Annotated in this window: 16 protein-coding genes and 1 pseudogene; 8 read left to right on the top strand and 9 right to left on the bottom strand. The window is 70.3% G+C overall.

The window, feature by feature from the left end; genetic code table 11:
• Positions 1-20: 20 nt before the first annotated feature.
• On the bottom strand, positions 21-593 hold the full coding sequence (locus BU52_RS21810; RefSeq protein ID WP_037937079.1) for a MarR family winged helix-turn-helix transcriptional regulator: 573 nt from the start codon (positions 591-593) through the stop codon (positions 21-23).
• A 352-nt stretch (positions 594-945) separates the two neighbouring features.
• On the opposite strand from BU52_RS21810, the gene BU52_RS21815 reads away from it, so the two are divergent.
• The 4 genes from BU52_RS21815 (at position 946) to BU52_RS21830 (ending at position 8,412) form a co-directional block, all read left to right on the top strand.
• A complete protein-coding gene (locus tag BU52_RS21815) occupies positions 946-2,772 on the top strand; it encodes a glycoside hydrolase family 3 protein (protein ID WP_037937000.1) in 1,827 nt (608 codons plus the stop codon).
• Positions 2,773-3,305: 533 nt separating this feature from the next.
• A complete protein-coding gene (locus tag BU52_RS21820) occupies positions 3,306-3,524 on the top strand; it encodes a hypothetical protein (protein ID WP_037937002.1) in 219 nt (72 codons plus the stop codon).
• Positions 3,521-4,930, top strand: coding sequence for a helix-turn-helix domain-containing protein (locus BU52_RS21825; RefSeq protein ID WP_037937005.1), 1,410 nt, complete (start codon positions 3,521-3,523; stop codon positions 4,928-4,930). The genes BU52_RS21820 and BU52_RS21825 overlap by 4 nt, the downstream gene beginning before the upstream one ends.
• A gap of 281 nt (positions 4,931-5,211) precedes the next feature.
• Positions 5,212-8,412, top strand: a complete 3,201-nt coding sequence (locus tag BU52_RS21830) for a M20/M25/M40 family metallo-hydrolase (RefSeq protein WP_037937007.1) — start codon at positions 5,212-5,214, stop codon at positions 8,410-8,412.
• Between the two features lie 69 nt (positions 8,413-8,481).
• Here the strand turns inward: BU52_RS21830 and BU52_RS35970 are convergent.
• Positions 8,482-8,684, bottom strand: a pseudogene (locus BU52_RS35970) (IS5/IS1182 family transposase); the annotation flags it as partial.
• Between the two features lie 359 nt (positions 8,685-9,043).
• Between BU52_RS35970 and BU52_RS21840 the strand changes: the two are divergent.
• Entirely contained in the window at positions 9,044-9,763 is a 720-nt protein-coding gene (locus BU52_RS21840; RefSeq protein WP_037937009.1) for a lytic polysaccharide monooxygenase, read from the top strand.
• 65 nt (positions 9,764-9,828) lie between these two features.
• Here the strand turns inward: BU52_RS21840 and BU52_RS21845 are convergent, their stop codons facing one another.
• The 3 genes from BU52_RS21845 to BU52_RS21855 are packed head-to-tail and all read right to left on the bottom strand — an operon-like array spanning position 9,829 to position 12,787.
• Positions 9,829-10,464, bottom strand: a complete 636-nt coding sequence (locus BU52_RS21845; RefSeq protein ID WP_037937011.1) for a LutC/YkgG family protein — start codon at positions 10,462-10,464, stop codon at positions 9,829-9,831.
• Entirely contained in the window at positions 10,461-12,014 is a 1,554-nt protein-coding gene (locus tag BU52_RS21850; RefSeq protein WP_037937012.1) for a lactate utilization protein B, read from the bottom strand. Before BU52_RS21850 ends, BU52_RS21845 begins: the two co-directional genes overlap by 4 nt.
• Entirely contained in the window at positions 12,011-12,787 is a 777-nt protein-coding gene (locus BU52_RS21855) for a (Fe-S)-binding protein (RefSeq protein WP_037937013.1), read from the bottom strand. Before BU52_RS21855 ends, BU52_RS21850 begins: the two co-directional genes overlap by 4 nt.
• Positions 12,788-13,027: 240 nt before the next feature.
• On the opposite strand from BU52_RS21855, the gene BU52_RS21860 reads away from it, so the two are divergent.
• Positions 13,028-14,701, top strand: coding sequence for an L-lactate permease (locus tag BU52_RS21860; RefSeq protein WP_037937019.1), 1,674 nt, complete (start codon positions 13,028-13,030; stop codon positions 14,699-14,701).
• 100 nt (positions 14,702-14,801) lie between these two features.
• Here BU52_RS21860 and BU52_RS21865 read toward each other — a convergent pair whose 3' ends face one another.
• A complete protein-coding gene (locus BU52_RS21865; protein ID WP_037937022.1) occupies positions 14,802-15,545 on the bottom strand; it encodes a FadR/GntR family transcriptional regulator in 744 nt (247 codons plus the stop codon).
• A 372-nt stretch (positions 15,546-15,917) separates the two neighbouring features.
• Here BU52_RS21865 and BU52_RS21870 point away from each other — a divergent pair, with 372 nt between their 5' ends.
• The gene (locus BU52_RS21870; RefSeq protein WP_037937024.1) at positions 15,918-16,307 is read left to right on the top strand and encodes a hypothetical protein; all 390 of its coding nucleotides are present in this window, start codon (positions 15,918-15,920) and stop codon (positions 16,305-16,307) included.
• 508 nt (positions 16,308-16,815) lie between these two features.
• Positions 16,816-17,379: a hypothetical protein gene (locus BU52_RS21875; protein WP_078903377.1), complete on the top strand. Its 564-nt coding sequence runs from the start codon at positions 16,816-16,818 to the stop codon at positions 17,377-17,379.
• Between the two features lie 16 nt (positions 17,380-17,395).
• Here BU52_RS21875 and BU52_RS33890 read toward each other — a convergent pair whose 3' ends face one another.
• The 3 genes from BU52_RS33890 to BU52_RS21885 are packed head-to-tail and all read right to left on the bottom strand — an operon-like array spanning position 17,396 to position 18,838.
• Entirely contained in the window at positions 17,396-17,803 is a 408-nt protein-coding gene (locus BU52_RS33890) for a transposase (protein ID WP_078903378.1), read from the bottom strand.
• Positions 17,716-18,327 (bottom strand): IS5 family transposase, encoded by a 612-nt coding sequence (locus BU52_RS36845; RefSeq protein ID WP_268747621.1) that lies wholly within the window; start codon positions 18,325-18,327, stop codon positions 17,716-17,718. The genes BU52_RS33890 and BU52_RS36845 overlap by 88 nt, the downstream gene beginning before the upstream one ends.
• A complete protein-coding gene (locus BU52_RS21885; RefSeq protein WP_235216392.1) occupies positions 18,221-18,838 on the bottom strand; it encodes a hypothetical protein in 618 nt (205 codons plus the stop codon). Before BU52_RS21885 ends, BU52_RS36845 begins: the two co-directional genes overlap by 107 nt.
• Positions 18,839-18,919: the final 81 nt, after the last annotated feature.

The raw sequence follows: 18,919 nt of genomic DNA on the forward strand, positions 1-18,919 counted from the left end.
GCCGGCCGCACCAGGGCAGTTCAGTCCCTGGCGCGCCGCCCGCTGCGACGGGGCGCGGGCTCCGCCCCGTCCAGCAGGGACCTGCGGCGGTCCTCGCCGTGCTGCTCCACCTGAAGAACCACACGGCGCAGTCCGGACGCGAGACCGCGGCACTCCTCGTCGCTCAACTGCGCGGTCACGAAAGCCTCCTCCGAGTTGAACGCGGGGAACACGCGGCGCATGAACTCCTCACCGTCCTCCGTGAGGGACAGCAGCACGAGCCGGCCGTCGGTGGGGTGACCGGTACGGCGGACCAGTCCACGCGACTCCAGTGTGCGGGACACACCGGTCAGCGTGCCCTTCGAGATGCCGGCCTCTTCCGCGACGTGCCGGGTCTCCGACTCGCCCCAGATCCACACCACCCACAGGACGACGAACGCGGTCCAGGTCAGATCCGAACCGCGCAACACGGAGTTCTCCAGGTGGTGCCGTACCGCGGAGGCAGCCCGGTGGATGTTGGCCACCGCCGCCATCCGCTCCCGATGAACGGGAATCCCGCCCAGCTTGGCCTCCGCGAGCTTCTCCGCTTCGGTGATGGATCGCTGACCGGGCAAGAGTGCTCCCTGGGTCTCCCGGACGGAACCGGACGGCCTGCCGGCCACCCGGTCGTTCGTCACCGAATTGTACGGGCGGGAGCGCCGCCGACGCGGAAGGGGGCAGGTCGACGGGACGTCGCGGAAGCGACGCCTGGCGCTTCTGTGCCACGCCGTCGTCAACCGGACGGCGGGCTGACCGGTTGACGGCGGATGCCGTTGTCGGCCAGGGGGAGTTCTGCATTTTGTCTAGACCTATTTTGTCTAGACCTCTTGCCCCGTCCCTGATCCGCGGGCTACGTTGCCCGCTGTTCGACGTACTGCGCGTGTCCTCCCATTCCTCTGACGGCAAGGCTGGAAGGAGCATCTCCGCATGCACGACGGGAGTCTGTCCAGACGGACCCTTCTCGCCTCCGCAACCGTGGTCGCTGCGAGCGCAACGGGTGTCGTGGGTGCGACGGCTGTCCCCGCGGTCGCGCACGGGCGCGACCACCGGCTCAAGAAGATCATCTCCCGGATGAGCGTCGAGGCGAAGATCGGCCAGTTGTTCGTACCGTACTTCTACGGTACGTCGGCGACTTCTCCCAGCCAGTTCGACCAGGACCGCAACCTCAGGGAGCTCGGTGTCCGTACGGTGGCCGAGCTCATCGCCAAGTACCACATCGGCGGTGTCATCTACTTCTCCGGCTGGGCGAACAACATCCAGGACCCCCAGCAGGTGGCGGACTTGTCGAACGGTGTGCAGCGGGCCTCGCTCGCCCTGCCCACCCCCATCCCGTCCCTGATCTCCATCGACCAGGAGCATGGGGCCAACGTCCGCATCGGCAGCGGCGCCACTCAGTTGCCGGGCGCGATGGCGCTCGGCGCGGGCCGCTCACTCTCCGACGCGCGCACCGCCGGATGGATATCGGGCACCGAACTCGCTGCCCTGGGCATCCATCAGAACTTCGCCCCGGTCGCCGACGTGAACGTCAATCCGGTCAACCCCGTCATCAACGTCCGTTCCTTCGGCGCCGACGCCCGCGAGGTGGCCCGGATGGTGGCGGCCCAGGTGGCGGGTTATCAGCGGGCCGGCGTCGTGGCCTGCGCCAAGCACTTCCCGGGCCACGGGGACACCGGGGAGGACAGCCACACCGGACTGCCGGTGATCACCCACACTCGTGAGGAGTGGGACCGCATCGACGCCCCGCCCTTCAGGGCCGCGATCGCCGCCGGCGTCGACTCGATCATGACCGCGCACCTCCAGGTGCCCGCGCTCGACCCCAGCAACGACCCGGCCACCCTGTCACCCGCGATCCTCCAGGGAGTGCTGCGCGACGAACTCGGCTTCGACGGAGTGATCGTCACCGACGCCCTCAACATGGCCGGCGTGCGCACCAAGTACGGCGACGACCGTGTGCCCGTCCTCGCCCTCAAAGCCGGCGCCGACCAGCTGCTGTTCCCGCCGGACATCGACGTCGCCTACAACGGAGTCCTGGCCGCCGTCCGCAGCGGAGAGATCAGCGAGGCCCGGCTCGAGGAGTCGGTCCTGCGCATCCTGCGGGTCAAGGACAAGGCCGGCCTGCTCAGCCGCGACCCCTACGTCTCCCCGAGGGAGGTCGACCGGGTCGTCGGCGCCCGCAGCCACCAGCGCGCCGCCGCCCGGATCGCCGAGCGCACCACCACCCTCCTGGTCAACGAGGACGAGGCGCTCCCGCTGCGCGGCCGGCAGCGGAGACTGCTCGTGGTCGGCGCCAGCCCGGCCTTCCCGACCGACGGCACCCGCACCACGGTGCCCGAGCTGGCCACAGTGTTCGACGAACTGGGCTACAGCACCACCCACCTTGTCACCGGCCGGGCGCCCGACGCGGCGACGATCGACGCCGCCCTGGCCGCGGCACGGGGACGGGACGCGGTGGTGGTCACCACCGACAACGTCGGCGCCACCAGCGCGCAGCGCACCCTGGTGTCCCGGCTGCTCGCCACGGGCGTCCCCGTGGTCCACCTCGCGGTGCGCAACCCCTACGACATCGCCCACCTCGGCGACGTCCCGGCCTCCCTGGCCTCGTACTGCTGGACCGAGGTCGAACTGCGCGCCGCCGCCCGGGTGATCGCCGGCCGGGTCGACCCGCGCGGCAGGCTGCCCGTGCCCATCCAGCGGGCCGACGACCCGGCCAAGGTGCTCTTCCGCACCGGGCACGGCCTGTCGTTCGACGACTGACGGCCGTGCCCCGTGCAGCCTTCGGCCCGGCGACCCTGGGACGGACGCGCTCCAGGAGACCGTCGCCACACAAGTGATCAACCGGCGGTGGCCGTGACCCCGGCGGGACGCTCGGCTGGCTTTGCCGGCCGAGCGTTTGCGCGTGGTCGGCTGTTCGGCTCGGCCGCCACTCCGGACCTGCCGCTCACCGACGGCGCCCCCGCCACCCCGCCGGGCGAGATCCGGATCAGCGGCCGGCGCACTGCACTGCGTGGTTCCCGGGTGCCGAAGATCAAGGGTTGATGACCGCGCTGGAAACATGCTGAAGCAGCGCAGCGATCCCGGGACTTCCGGGGTCGGGAGGAATCCCCGGGCGAGCGGCGGGCATGTCGTCCGCCCGGGTTCCCGTTTCCGCCGGCCGTCTCCCCCCTCACCTCGCATCGCCGGAACCGTGTTCCATAACACCGGAGTGAGGGTCAGATCGCTTCTTCCGCACATGGATCCGCTGTCCCTACCGTTTCGGCACCCGCACGAGGACATCGAGGAGTTCCCCCATGCTCCACCGACTCGTCACAGTCGTCCCGGCCGCGTTGACGGCCTCGGGCACGCATGCCGACCGGTCCCGGCTGCTCGGCGAGGGCAACGGCCGGCCCCGGGACATCGGACTCGCCCTGCACCCACGTGCCGTGACCGGTCGGCGCGGGTCCATGACGTCACTGCGCATGCCGGGCGAAGTCACCGGCGCGCTTCATGACGGAGGCAACAGACGATGACCATCGACCCGGCGCAAGCCGTCCTGTCCCGGGGGCAGTTCGGACGACATCTGCGATCATGGCGCGTGCGGGCAGGGCTCACCCAACAGCAGCTCGCCTTGAGGGTCGGTTATCACCACAGCCTGATCAGCAGACTGGAAGCGGGGCTGCGGGAACCCCCGACGCCGCTGGTACCGCGGTTGGACTCCGTGCTGGAGACCGGAGGGGAACTGGCCCTGATCGCCGCCGCGCCGCATCAGGTGCCCCACGACCTGCCACACCGCCGGCTCCCCCCGGGCCTGTTCGCCGTGCCGTCGGGGGAGAGGACGGCGGCCATCGAAGGGACGATGGACCCCGGCCTGTGGCCCCCGGCGCTGCCCGCCGAAGGCCTCCCGTGCCCGCTGCACGGCACGATCGGCTGTCCGATCCCGGACCGGGCGGCCATATCGGTTCTGCTGCACGGACTCACCGGCCCGCACCCCCGGTACACCGATCTGGCGGGCACGGAGGCCGAGCTGCTGCACGGTCTCACAGCCGTCCTCGCCTGGCTGATCCGGCATGCACTGCACCGGGCCGTGCTCGACGGTGTGACCACGGTGGAGCGGCTGTTGCACGCCGTGGTGCGGTGGGCCGAGGCGATCAACTCCACGGGCCGGCTGCCGTACGGGCAACTACGGACCGCGGCCCAGTACGCCCAGGTCGCGGGCCGTCTGCGGGTGCAGCACGGCCAGGGGAGCATCGGCATGGCCTGGTTCGGCCATGGTCTGAGGTGGGCCGAGGCCGTCCACGACGCCCCGGCACGCGCCACGCTGCTCAGCGACATGTGCACCCTCGTCCGGCTCGACCGGGACACCACCTCGACACTCGACCATGCCCAGGCCGTCGGCGCCGTGGACCGCCGCCGCCGCTGGGTCGCCGTCCTGTCGCACTTGTACCTGGCACGCGGTCACGCACTCGGCGGCGACACGGCAGAATGCCTCCGGCAGATCAGGCTGGCGCGGCGCGGCCTGGGCCGGCTCGGCGACCGGGACCGTCTGGAGGCACCGTGGCTCCGCGGTGCCGACGGCGAGATGTGGCTGGAGTCGGCAGTCGGCGGGGCGCTGCGCGACCTCGCCGTGGTGACCGGCGACCGAGCGACGGCCCGGCGCGCGGTCGGCACCACCGTGCGTTCACGTGCTCTGGTGCCGCCGTCGATGCGTGGGACGCACCTGCTGCTCACCCTGCGGCTGGCCGACAGCTGGGCCTGCGCAGGCAACCCGCAGGCCGCGGTCGCCCTGGTCTCCCCGGTGCGCGAAGAGGCGATGCGCTCACGTGACCTGATGATCCGGGCGGAGTTGGGCGGGCTGCACGGCAGGCTGCTCACCGACTGGGGCGGTGTTCCCGAGGTACGGGACTACCGCCTGCACGTGCTGGACCCGGATGTATGACCGTGAGTGCGGGCGGCCGGACTCCTGCATCCGGACTTCGGTCGGCCCGTTCCGCTTGCCGGATTTTGCCAACTCGGGGACCTCGTCCGAAAGTCGTTGACCTGGGCCGCAGCCGGTGTGAGGGTTCGACGAGCTCGATGGCGTGGGCATGCCACTCATGTCGGCCGGCCCGGTGACAGCACCCCCTCGACCCCGATCGCGTTCAGGGAGAGGCGGCTGTTTTGTCATGTCCTTGTCGGCATCGTCGAGCGACGCTTCACGACCTCTCACAAGGAGCCACGATGCTGAGAAAGATGGCGGTGGCCGGGATATCCCTGGCCATGACCCTCGGCGGGGTGACACTGCCTGCCTCCCTCGCCTCGGCCGCGCCGGCCGCCGCACCCCCCACGAGCCAACCGAAGCCCACCCCCGCCGCCCTGGCGATCGCCGCCGCCGACCAGGCCACCCACAGCGGCGTCGACGCCCTCGCCAAGGGACCCGACGAGCAGTACGACCGTAGCCAGGTCACCCCGTGGACCAAAGACCTGTACTCCGTCGCCTACGAACGCACCTACAAGGGCCTGCCCGTGGTGGGCGGCGACGCGGTGGTCCTCGCCGACGGCAAGGGCAAGGTCCGCGCGGTCCAGTCCGCCGCCGACGTCACGATCACCGTCCCCACCAGACCCAAGGTCACACAGGCCCAGGCCGTCAGAACCAGCCGGGCCAAACTCGCGAAGGTCGAGAAGCTCGACTCGAAGCGTCTGGTGGTCCGGGTCAAGAACGACCACGCCACTCTGGCCTGGGAAGCCGTGCTCACCGGGCGCACCAAGGCCGACGTGCCCAGCAGACTCCACGTCTTCGTCGACGCCCGCACCGGCAAGGTCGTCGACACCTACGACGACGTACGGGCCGGCACCGGACACAGCGAGTGGAACGGTCCCGATCCCCTGACGATCGACACCTCCCGCTCGGGCAGCGACTACGTCCTGCGCGACACCACCCGCCCCGGCCTGCAGTGCTCGGACTACAGCGGAGGCTTGTTCACCAAGTCCCGGGACGACTGGGGGACGGGCAACGCCTCCAGCAAGGAGACCGGCTGCGTCGACGCCATGTTCGCGGCGCAGAAAGAGTCGGACATGCTCAAGAACTGGCTCGGCCGCAACGGTCACAACGGAAACGGCGGAAGCTGGCCCGTACGCGTGGGTCTCAACCAGCTCAACGCCTACTGGGACGGCTCCACCGTGACCATCGGCCGCAACAGCGCCGGCAAGTGGATCGCCGGCATGGACGTGATCGGCCACGAGTTCGGCCACGGCCTGGACTCCAACACCCCCGGCGGCGCCAACAACGAGAGCGGACTGGGCGAGGCGACCGGCGACATCATGGGCGCGCTGACCGAGGCGTACACCAACCAGCCGGTGCCGTACGACACTCCTGACTACACCGTCGGAGAGGAGATCGACCTCCAGGGCCGCGGACCGATCCGCAACATGTACAACCCCGGAGCGCTGAACCACCCCGCCTGCTACTCCTCGGCGATCCCCAGCACCGAGGAGCACGCCGCCGCCGGGCCGCTCAACCACTGGTTCTACCTGCTGGCCGAGGGCTCCAACCCCGGTGGCGGCAAACCCTCCAGTGCCACCTGTGACGGATCCACCGTGACCGGCATCGGCATCCGGAACGCCGGCAAGATCTTCTACGGTGGCATGCTGCTCAAGACCAGCGGCATGACCCACAAGCGGTACCGCACCGCCACGCTCACCGCGGCGAAGAACCTGGACGCGAGCTGCGACCTGTTCAACACCACCAAGGCGGCCTGGAACGCCATCGACGTGCCCGCCCAGCCCGCCGACCCGACCTGCACCGGACAGCAGAACGACTTCTCGCTCGCGCTCAGCGCGGCCACGGGTGACGTCGACGCCGGCTCCTCCGTGCGCACCACCGTCGACACCACCACCGTCGCCGGCGGCGCTCAGCAGATCTCGTTGACCGCCTCCGGCCAGCCCGCCGGTGTGGACGTCTCCTTCAGCCCCGCGACGGTCACCTCCGGCAGCAGCTCCACCATGACGGTGTCCGCCTCCTCCGGCACGACCAGAGGAACGTACGTCATCACCGTCACCGGCAGCGCGGGCACCAAGACCCACACCGCCCAGTACACGCTGCGGGTCGGCGGAGGCGGTGACAATCAGCCCACCCCGCCGGACGTGGACGTGGCCAAGGTGCAGGCGCACCTGTCCCAGCTCCACGGCATCGCCCAGCAGAACGGCGGCAACCGCCACGCGACCGGCGCCGGCTACCGAGCCTCCCTCGCCTATGTGAAGGGCAAGCTCCAGGCCGCCGGCTACACCGTCACCGAACAGGCATGTGCCTCCGGCTGCTCGACGGGCGCCGGCAGCAACCTGATCGCCGAATGGCCCAAGGGGAACGCCGACAACGTCTACATGTTCGGCGCCCACCTCGACGGCGTGGCCGCGGGCCCCGGCATCAACGACAACGGATCCGGGTCCGCCGCACTCCTGGAGACGGCACTCACTCTGGCGCAGAGCGACGCCACCATGAAGAACCGCGTCCGCTTCGCCTGGTGGACCGATGAGGAAGCCGGCCTGAACGGCTCCGACTACTACACGAGGACCCTGTCCAGCGCCGAACGCTCCAAGATCAAGGTCTACTACAACTTCGACATGGTCGCCTCGACCAACGGCGGCTACTTCATCAACAACCTCAACTCGGCGGCCTCGGCGCCGATGAAGGCGTACTGGGACTCGCTCGGCCTGGCCCCGCAGGAGAACATCGAGGGGCAGGGCCGCTCGGACGACTACTCCTTCCAGAGCATCGGCATCCCCACCTCCGGATACGCCACCGGAGCCTCGGCGCGGAAGTCCGTCGCCGAGGCCGCCAAGTGGGGCGGCACCGCCGGCAGTGCCTACGACCCCTGCTACCACTCGGCATGCGACACCACCAGCAACATCAGCGCCACCGCCCTGAACCGCAGCGCCGACGGCATGGCGTACACGATCTGGAAGACAGCCGTCGCCGGCGACCCCACGCCGGCGAACGACTTCTCGATCTCGGCCAGCCCTTCGGCCGGCACAGTCGCCCCCGGAACCTCCGCCACCGTCACCGTGTCCACCACCACGACGAGCGGCAGTGCCCAGAACGTGCGGCTGTCGGCATCGGGTGAACCGACCGGCGTGACCGTGTCGTTCAACCCTTCCTCGATGACCTCCGGGCAGTCGTCGACCGCCACCGTCCAGGTGGCGGCGGGCACACCCGGCGGCACGTACACCCTGACCTTCACCGGGGCGGGTGAGGTCAGCCACGCCACCACGTACACCCTCACCGTGTCCGGCGACGGTGGGGAGACCACCTGGCAACTCGGCGCGACGTATGCGGCCGGGGACGTGGTGACGTACAACGGTGTGCGGTACCGCTGCATCCAGGGCCACACCGCCTACCCGGGCTGGGAGCCGCCGAACGTCCCGGCCCTGTGGGAGCGCGTCTGAGACCGGTCCTCTCCGTTCGAGGACAGCGCAGCCGGCGTCACCACGTCACCGTCCCGGGCGGCCTTCTGAGCGGTTGAAGCAGCGTTCGACGACGTTGCGGGCCTTGCAGAGCTCACGGTCGAAGGCCGGTGGCCTGCCGCCGGCCCGTCCGCGCCGCAGCCGGTCGGCTTCCGGTCGGTCCGCTCCGGGATCACGGCCTGGATGCCCCGGCTGCGCAGGACCTGGCGGATCGCCCGGGGTGAATACGCCTTGTCGGCGATGACCACACCGGGTGCCGCCGGTCCGTCGGTCGCGCGGTGGCAGTTCGAGGTCTGCGGCCTCCACTCACCAGGTCACCGCTCTCGACAGTTCACCTTGCCCAACCCCTTGACCGAATCCGGTCCGGCGCTAAGGTCTAGACCTGACGCACTCAGGTCTAGACCTTAGCTCGATCGGCACGGGAGTGGTGATGTCGCACGCGCGAGGACGTGGTGCTCGCACGGCGGCGACCCCGCCCGCAACCCCGACGCCCGACACGACCTGACGCGGCCACAGGGGCGGTACGGCCGCGCAGCGCACGCACCACGACTCATCGGCACCGCCGCGCGGCCCGTGGCGACTGCCTTGACGACAACGAAGGAAGTGGCATGGCATGAACACGAGAAGACGAGCGGCTCTCGCGATCGGCGCGCTGGTGGCTCCCCTGCTCGCCGTCAGCCTCCCGGCGAGCACGGCCGGCGCCCACGGCTGGGTGACCTCGCCCGCGAGCCGGCAGGACCAGTGCGCCACCGGAGTCGTCGACTGCGGCCAGATCAAGTACGAGCCGCAGAGCGTCGAGGGACCGAAGGGCCTGCGCAGCTGCAGTGGCGGCAACACCGAGTTCGCCGAGCTCGACGACGACAGCAAGGGCTGGCGGGTCACCCCGGTCGGCAGCACGTACACCTTCAACTGGCACCACACGGCGCGGCATGCCACCGACACCTGGCAGTACTTCATCGGCAACACGAAGATCGCCGAGTTCGACGGCCACGGCGCGCAGCCCCCGGCGGATGTCAGCCACCAGGTGAACTTCGGCGGCCTCACCGGCCGTCAGAAGGTGCTCGCCGTCTGGAACGTGGCGGACACCGCCAACGCCTTCTACTCCTGTATCGACGTCAACATCGGCGGCGGTGACGGCGGCGGCGGTGACGGCGGCGGTGACGGCGAGCCGGGCGACTGCACCGCACCGGTCTGGAACGCCGGAAGCGTCTATACCGGCGGCGACACCGTCTCCCACGAGGGCCGCACCTGGCGCGCCAAGTGGTGGGTGACGGGCGAGGAGCCCGGCACCACCGGTGAATGGGGCGTCTGGGAAGACCTCGGCGCCTGCTGATCCGGCGGCGGAACGCGCTTCGTGTCCGGCGGTCCCCGGGCCCGCCGCCAGGAATCGGGCGTCGCTCAGCTGTCCGTGCGGATCACCACGACCAGGGTGCGCGGACCGTGCACCCCCTCGACGCGCTCCAGTTCGATGTCGGAGGTGGCCGACGGGCCGCTGATCAGCGTGGTCGGGCGTTCCGGGACCAGCCGGGCGACCGCCTCCGGCACTCCGGGCACCACTGACGACAGGTCGACGACGCAGACGTGCAGGTCGGGGACGAGGGACAGGGCGCGCCGGCCCTGTCCGGGGCCTCCGTCGAGGAAGATCGTGCCGGTCTCCGCGCAGCCGGCCGCGGACGCGGTGACCACGCCGTCCAGTTCGCCGAGCCGACGGGCCGGGACGGCCGGGGAGTCCCACTGGACCTCGCCGTCGTAGCCGGCGAGCCAGGCCGCGTCCAGGTCGGCCGGCGCGCCGGCCCGGCGCACCCCGTGCTCGTGGAGCGCGTCGGCGATCACGGCCGGGGCGCGGTCGGTGGTGCAGGTGCGCACCTGGGCCTTGTAGTCGGCCAGACGGTCCACGAAGAGCGCGAGCCGTTCGTCGTCGGGCAGCGTGCGGCCCGTGCGGTACGCGCGGGGGACCGTCACCTCCGCCGGGCGGGCGAGGGTGAGGGCGTCCCGGACGCGTCCGAGCACCGTCTCGCGTGCGGTCGTGGTCACCGGTTCTCCTCCTGGTGGGGGTGGTCTGCGGTCCGGGCGCCCTCCTCGGCTGCGGCCCGCAGGGTGGCCTCGCCCTCCTCGGACGCCAGCCAGTCGCGGAAGGTACGCCTGGGCGGAGCCGGGACGTCCCGGCTGTCGGTCCAGCCGTCGAACGGTGCCGGGAGGCGGGAGATCTTCCGGTCCCGCCCTGCCACCAGCCGGCCGCCGGGGCCGGCGGCCCTCTGCGCGGCCGTGAACAGACGGGGCCGCTTCATCACCGAGGCGGCCGCCTTCATCGCCAGCTTCTCCACGGTGGTGTCGGCCTGCTCGGTGTGCTGGTGCCGCAGCTCCACCAGGAGCGACGGGATGTCGATCTTCACCGGGCAGGCGTCGAAGCAGGCGCCGCACAGGCTGGAGGCGAACGGCAGCGAACTGTTCGGGTCGTTCTTCGCGGCGTGCATCCCGGCGAGCTGCGGGGTGAGCACGGCGCCGATGGGTCCGGGGTACGTCGACCCGTAGGCATGGCCGCCGGCCCGCTCGTACACCGGACAGACGTTGAGGCAGGCGGAGCAGCGGATGCAGTTGAGCGCCTCGCGCCCGATCCGGTCGGCGAGCGCTGCCGTGCGCCCGTTGTCGAGGAGCACCAGGTGGAACGTCTGCGGGCCGTCCCCCGGGGTCACACCGGTCCACAACGAGGTGTACGGGTTCATCCGCTCACCGGTGGAGGAGCGCGGCAGCAGTTGCAGGAAGACTTCCAGGTCCTGGTAGCGCGGCAGCACCTTCTCGATCCCCATGACGGTGATCAGGGTGTCCGGCATGGTCAGGCACATGCGTCCGTTGCCCTCGGACTCGACCACCGAGAGCGTGCCGGTCTCGGCGATGCCGAAGTTGGCGCCCGAGACGGCCACCGGAACCGTCATGAACTTCTCCCGGAGATAGGCCCGGGCCGCGGCCGCCAGATGGGCCGGCACGGAGTCGAGACCGGGGTCCACGCCCGGGATGGCGGCGCGGAAGATGTCCCTGACCTCGTGCCGGTTGCGGTGGATCGCCGGAACCAGGATGTGCGACGGCTTGTCGTCCGCGAGCTGCACGATCAGCTCGGCGAGGTCGGTCTCGTACGCGGTGACGCCCCGGCCCGCGAGGTGTTCGTTGAGGCCGATCTCCTGGGTCGCCATCGACTTGACCTTGATGACCTCGTCGCTTCCGGTCTCCTCGACGAGCCGGGTGACGATCTCGTTGGCCTCGGCGCCGTCACGCGCCCAGTGGACGGTGCCGCCGTGCTCGACGACCTTGCGTTCCAGCTGTTCGAGCAACTCGGGCAGCCGGTTCATGGTGTCCGTCTTGATCGCCGCGCCGGCGTCGCGCAGCCGCTCCCAGTCGGGCAGTTCACCGGTCACGTCGAGCCGCTTGCCGCGGATGGTACGGGTGGCCTTGCGGAGGTTGCCGCGCAGCTGCTCGTTGCGCAGCTCGTCGTGGGCGGCCGCGGGAAACGTGTGCTCACCGCGCAGGTTGCCGGTCCCGTAGGGGGAGCGGGGTGGGACGGCGGGCATGCCGAGGAAGGTGCTGCTCATCGGGCGGCGGCCTCCGTCTCCGGAAGTGTGCAGGGTGAGGTGCGGGTGGAGGCGAGGATCTGCGCGAGGTGCAGGGTGCGGGTCCCGGCCTTGATGCGGGACAGGCCGCCGCCGATGTGCATCAGGCAGGACGAGTCGCCGGCCGTGCACACGTCCGCCCCCGTGGACAGCACGTCGCGGACCTTGTCCTGGAGCATGGCGGTGGACGTGTCCGCGTTCTTGACCGCGAACGTGCCGCCGAATCCGCAGCAGGCGTCGGCCTCCGGCAGCTCCACCAGGTCGATGCCGTCGACCGCGTGCAGCAGGCGCAGCGGTTTGTCCCCCACCCGCAGCATGCGCAGCGAGTGGCAGGTGGGGTGGTAGGTCACCCGGTACGGGAACCAGGCGCCGACGTCGGTCACGCCGAGCACGTCGACGAGGAGCTCCGACAGCTCGTAGGTCTTGGCCTCGACGGCGGTGACGGCGTCGGCCAGTGCCGCGTCCCCGTACCGTTCGGCGACGATCCGGTGCTGGTGACGCACCGAGCCCGCGCAGGAACCGGACGGCATGACCACGGCCTCGATCGACGGGTCGCCGAACTGCTCGGCGAAGCCGCGCACCAGGGGGACCGGTTCACGTTGGTATCCGGTATTGACGTGCATCTGACCGCAGCACGTCTGCTCCGGCGGAAACACCACGTGGTGGCCCAGCCGGGTGAGCAGCACGGCGGTCGCCTTCACCGCGTCGGGGAACAGCGTGTCCCCCAGACAGGTGGCGAAGAGTCCGATGCGCATGGAGCCTCCCTTGTTCGGTCCGACCATATTAGGCACCGACCCTTCTGTCTGCCACAGTTCGGTCCGACCTTATTGACATGTGAGGTCATCGGTGTCCTACTGATGCCCGCTTCAGCAGCGGCAGGGGCACGCACGGGCCTGACGGAACGGGACACCGGCGGGGCACGCGCACGGCCGCCCGGAACACGGACACCGGCGGTAACGGCCCCGCGACCGCGGTACTCAAGGAGGAGCACGTACGTGATCACAGCGCAACCGGCCGTCCTCGCGGCCTACACCCCTGACGTGACCGCCGTCGGGGACAGTCTCACCGCCACCGCCCTGCTCGGTCTTGTGCCCCTCGCGGTCTTCTTCCTGCTGCTGATGGCGGCCAGGCGCCCGGCGCTCCAGTCGGCGCTCGGAGCCCTGATCACCGCCCTGTCGATCGCGGTGCTCGGCTACGGGATGCCGGTCGGGCTCAGCGTCCTGTCCGCCACCCAGGGCCTGGTCTTCGGCCTGTTCCCGGTGATGCTGATCGTCGTCGCCGCCATCTGGTTCTACGAACTCACCGTCGTCAGCAACCGGTTCGAAGACCTGCGCCGCTCGTTCAGCGCCGTCGGCCGCGGCGACCTGCGCATCCAGGCGATGCTCATCGCCTTCTGCTTCGGCGGCCTCCTGGAGGCACTCGCCGGATTCGGCGCCCCCGTCGCCATCACCGCCGCGATGCTCATGGCGATCGGCCTGCCGAAGCTCAAGGCGGCCGTGACGGTCCTGGTCGCCAACACGGCACCCGTCGCCTTCGGCGCCATGGCCATCCCGATCACCACGGCCGGCAACCTCACCGGCATCGCGCCCGAGGAGATCGCCGCCGTCGTCGGCCGGCAGACACCGCTGCTCGCGCTCTTCGTCCCGATGCTGCTGCTCTTCCTCGTCGACGGCACCCGCGGCATCCGGCAGCTGTGGCCCATCGCCCTGGTCACCGGACTCGTCTTCGCCGTGGCCCAGTTCTGGTGCGCGTCCCACTTCGCGTACGAACTCACCGACGTGGTCTCCGCGCTGGCCGGCTTCGCGGCCGCGGTGATCATGCTGCGGTTCTGGGCGCCGAAGACCCCCGACGACCAGCGCTCCCAGGTCGAGGCAGAGCCGCTGACCCCGCGCCGGGTCGGCCTGGCCGTCCTGCCGTACGTCCTGGTGATCGCGGTCTTCGCGCTGGCCAAGCTCAAGGCCGGCGGACTCGACGTCCCCGCGCTGCTCGGCCGGTTCAAGATCGAACTCCAGTGGCCCGGCCTGTACGGCAACCTGGTGGCCGGCGACGGCTCCCCTTCCGCCAGTGCGGTCTACAAGCTGGAGATCCTCGGCAATCCCGGCACCCTGCTGATCGTCTCCGGCCTGCTGGTGACGCTCGTGTACAGCCTCATGAGCGACGGCGACCGGTTCCCGATGTCCGCCCGCACCGGCCTGCTCGCCGCGGGCCGGACCCTGAAGAACATGCGTACGGCCATAGCCACGGTCGCCACCGTGCTCGCGCTGAGCTACGTCATGAACCAGTCCGGCCAGACCGTCGCCATCGGCACCTGGCTCGCCGCGGTCGGCGGGATCTTCGCCCTGCTTTCCCCCGCCCTCGGTTGGCTCGGCACCGCCGTGACCGGCTCGGACACCTCCGCCAATGCCCTGTTCGCCACGCTCCAGCAGACCGCGGGCAAGAGCGCGGGCATCGACCCCACCCTGCTGGTGGCCGCGAACACCTCGGGCGGCGTGGTCGGCAAGCTGGTCAGCCCGCAGAACCTGACCATCGCGGCGACCGCGGTGGGAGAGCCGGGCTCCGAGCGGATCCTGCTGCGCAAGGTCGTCGGGTACAGCGTCGTGATGCTGGCGGCGTTGGGACTGCTGGTCTACCTGCAGTCGCTGCCCGTCCTGTCCTGGATGCTGCCGTAGGGGCGGACACCCGAAAACCGCGCGCGGGGGTGGTACCGGGCCGCTCGCCCGGTTCCACCCCCGCTCGACGCACCGTGGCCGTCGGCCCTCGCCACCGCGACTACTGCCCGGCGGACCCCGGCTGCTGGTCGTCGACCAGGGTGCCGTGGAAGCCGCGGATGTGCCTCTCGACCAGATCGGCCGCCGCCGTGCCCTCGCCCTCCCGTACCAGACGCAGAAGTTCGGCGTGTTCGTCGTTCAGGGAGCCCGACGCGGCCGGCCAGTCCTCGACCGCCTCCAGGGCACGCAGGATCAGCGGCCGCACGGACTCGCGCACCGCCGAGGTCAGGGTGGACGTCAGCCGGTTGCCGGAGCTGCGGGCGATCAGGACGTGGAAACGGGTGTCGAGGTCGTTGAACTCCGCGACCTCCACGCCGGGGGCCCGCATACGCCACAGCAAGGTCTCCGCCTCCTCGATGTCCTCCGGCGAGGCGTGCCCGGCCGCGGCCTGGAAGCTGGAACGTTCCAACGTGACCCGAGCCTCCAGCACGTCCTCGAGGCTGTAGCTGCCCAGCGCGAAGTGCAGCCGCAGCAGTCTGCCGAGCGCGTCGTCGGGGTGCCGCACGATCCGCGCCCCGGCGTCCGGTCCCCGGCCGGACTGGGCGACCAGCACGCCGATCGTCTCCAGCACGCGCAGCGCCTCACGCAGAGCGGACCTGCTGACCCCGAGCACGGGCGCCAACTCCCGTTCGGGCGGCAGCCGGTCACCGGCCTTGAGCTCGCCTGCCAGCACCCGCGCCTCGATGGTCTCCAGCACGAGTTCATGGGTGCGGGACTGCCGGACGGGCTCCCACTCGACGGACATGACGCACTTCCTCCCGGATAAAAGGCCCCTGAAAGCGACTATGTCACACATGCCATGTGGTCGGACCGGAACCGTCACTCAGAGTATTCGCGCGGGCGGGTTCGGCGACGCTCGGTGTGTCACCAGTGGCCCCCGAGGCCGACGGTAAGGATCAGAACGATGTCATCACGCGCATCATGGTCGGCCTCCCCCGGACGTCAGGTGAGCGATGACGACGCCCTCGCCTGCACCTTGGTCCGGCATCGCATGTCGTCGGTCGCCGCATAGAGTGCTGTCGCGAGGGCGTCCACATCGTTCGTCGCACAACGATCTCGGGCACCCTCGTTCTCGTCTCCGCAGGCACCCCTTGGGCCACACCACCAGGAGGAACCGGTGTCAGACCCGCTACCGCTCACCCCCGAGGAGAAGCTCGCCGATGCGAAGAAGCTGTTGAGCCTCCCGCGTATCGTCGTGATCTGCGGCTCCACCCGCTTCATGACCGAGATGAACGAGGCCGACCTGCGGGAGACCAAAGCCGGGAACATCGTCGTCAAACCGGGCTGTGACATGAAGTCGCCGCACGAACTTCGGTCCGATCCTGTCGAGGCCGAGGCGCTGAAGGCACGACTCGACGATCTGCACCGGGCGAAGATCCGCCTCGCTGATGAGGTGCTCGTAGTCGGCGACTACATCGGGGACAGCACCCGAGCCGAAATCGCCCACGCCCGGTCGCTGGGCAAGCCCGTGCGGTTCACGCACCCCGAAGTCGACCCTGCCGCCTGACTGTCTCGCGGTGGCCTCGGCCGCCGCCCAGTCCGCACCCTCGGCAGGCATTCCTTGGAATTGACCGTCCAGGAGCTGTCCGGGCTAGCAGGTGACTGCTCCGTGCCGGGCTCGTTGACGGAGGCACGAGGCGGGGCGATCCGAGTGAGGCCGAGTGAGAACGCCTGCCACCGCTCCTGCCCGTCAGCACCAGGCGTTGCAGAGGTGGCGAGATCACCGGCAGGTGACCGACGGGATTCTTCACCGGGTCCGGACCGGATCCGCCGCCAGGGAACGCGACTCGGGACGGGCAGGCGCTCCGCGACGAGCCGGACAGCCTCTCGGACAAGGCCCACGGCTAGGACTTGTCCGGCCGATCATGTGCGGAGCGGGACGATGCCAATCGCCGCGATGGTGGTACTGAGGAACGCATGGCCGCGTCTGCCGTAACGGGCGGCAACGGCCACGTGCGAACCCAAGCACTGCTCTGCCCCGCATGCTGACCAGCGGAGACTACATGATGGGGTGCATGAAGTCTCTCGCCGCGGCGGGCCTGCGGATCGTGGACGGGTGGACCGAGCCCGAAGGGCTCGTTCCCCCCATCGTCACCGGCCAGGCACCGAGCTGCCCTCCCGAGGAAGGGCGCGTCGAGGCCACGCTGGACGTCCTCGAGCCGAAGCTGCACGAGAAAGCGAACGCCGACTGGTACCGGCTGTCGGTCGAAGGAGGCCTCTTCTCCGAGACCGACCGCAGGTTCCTGCTCGCGCTCCAGCCCGACGAGAACCGCCTCGCCCGGTGGTACTGCGTCGAGCTGCAGAACGAGTGGGACGTCATGGGCAGAGGTGCTGCCGGACTGCTCGGCAGCGCACCCTGCCGCCCCGAGTTCCGCATGGTCTCGCTCGACGGGAACGTGCTGTGCTTCGCAACGACGTGGGAGCACGCGATCAGCACCTCCGTGCTGAAGGCGCCGCATCGTTCGCAGGTTCTCCGCCGGTGGGCCGAGGCGCTGACGGACGGCACGATGGACGACATGGGCGAGCCGGACGAGCCGCCGCTGAGCGTCGCGGCACGCCGCTGGCTCGACCACCACTAGGAATCTGCCCGACTGCTCACATTCGGAGCCAGACAACAAGGGCTGCCACGTCGAAACCGGGTGGCCGTCCGCCGCGTGAGCCCTCGCGCAGGCGGAAAGCCTGGCTGTCACTCCTCTCCGGAACCGTGTGGCGGATGCCCCGCCGTCGCAGGTACTTGCGGACGGGGCCGTTGCTGTATGCCTTGTCGGCAGCGAGACCGGCCGGCTTCACACGTGGCCTGCCTGCGCCGCGTCTGGGGACGTGGATCTTCTCCAGCACGGCGATGAACTGGGTGCAATCGGCCCGGTGACCTGGAGTGACGATCAGGGACAGCGGACGGCAGCGTCCGTCCGCGCTCAGGTGGAGCTTGCCGGTGAACCCGACGCGTGAGCGGCCCAGGCCCTCACCTCCAGCACTACCTCCACCAGGCGGCCGACGAGCCACGGTGTCTCGTCCTGGTGTTCCCCCTCGTCGGCCCCCCTTGCGGAAGGTTCCGGAGGCGGATCGGTGCGGGCGCCGGCCGCATGCTGGTGCGCGCGCACGATGGTGGAGTCCACCGACATGTCCCAGTCGATCTCACCCGCCGCGTCGGCCGCGGCCTGGACCTGCTGGAGCAGCTGCTGCCAGATGCCCTCGCCCGACCACCGGCGGTGGCGTTCAGGGACCGTCTTCCACGGCCCGAACCGTTCGGGCAGGTCACGCCACTGCGCCCCGGTCCGCACCCGGTGCAGAATCCCGTTGATCACCTGCCGGTGATCCCGCCACCGGCCACAACGACCGTTGCTGACCGGCAGAACTGGCCGAACCTGCCGACCTCGCCGCCGGGAGACGTGGTCATCGGTCGAAACGGCTGACGGTCCCCTATGCGCGGCACGCGAGCCAGACGGCGATCCGCTTCTGCAACTCCTTGTCGGCGCGGGGGTAGTCCCAATGTGCGTACCATTCCAGCTCCTGCAGGACGTTCTCAGAGCGGGCCGGGTGGCGCACCGCGACCACGTCGACACCGACCTCGCCGGTCGAGCAGCTGATGTACACGCTGCTGTCGAGCGCCATCATGCCGAAGCCCGGGTGGCCCGCACGTACGCCAAGGAACGCCGATGCCGCACCCCGGCCCATGATGTCCCAGCGGTCCAGGAGCCGGACCCGGGTCCAGGCTTCCGGTACGGCACGGCGGCCATAGGGCTGGCGCCGCTTCTGCAGGGCGGCCTGGTGCGTGTGCGTGCCGTGGGGAAGCAGGACGAGGAACTCGCGCCGGTGGTCGAGAAGGCCGCAGGAAACCGCCAGGTCGTACCAGTCCTCGTTGAGACGCTCGACGAGCCGTGGGGTTTCGTACCGGTGGGAGAAGCGGCCGACGATGTCCTCGCGACCGTATCCGAAGACGAACGGCATCGTGCCGTCCGGCACGGCGTCCGGGATCACTTCGAGGCCGGCTCGCCGCAGCGGCCGGTACATCTTGCGCTCGCGCTCCTGGATACCCACCGGTCACTGTTCTACCAGGGCCGGCGCGCCAAGAATCCTCCGGCGCGGCGCTTCCTCGTCCCTCCCGACCTCCCGGACCAG

The organism is Streptomyces toyocaensis (assembly GCF_000725125.1).
GTDB lineage: Bacteria > Actinomycetota > Actinomycetes > Streptomycetales > Streptomycetaceae > Streptomyces > Streptomyces toyocaensis.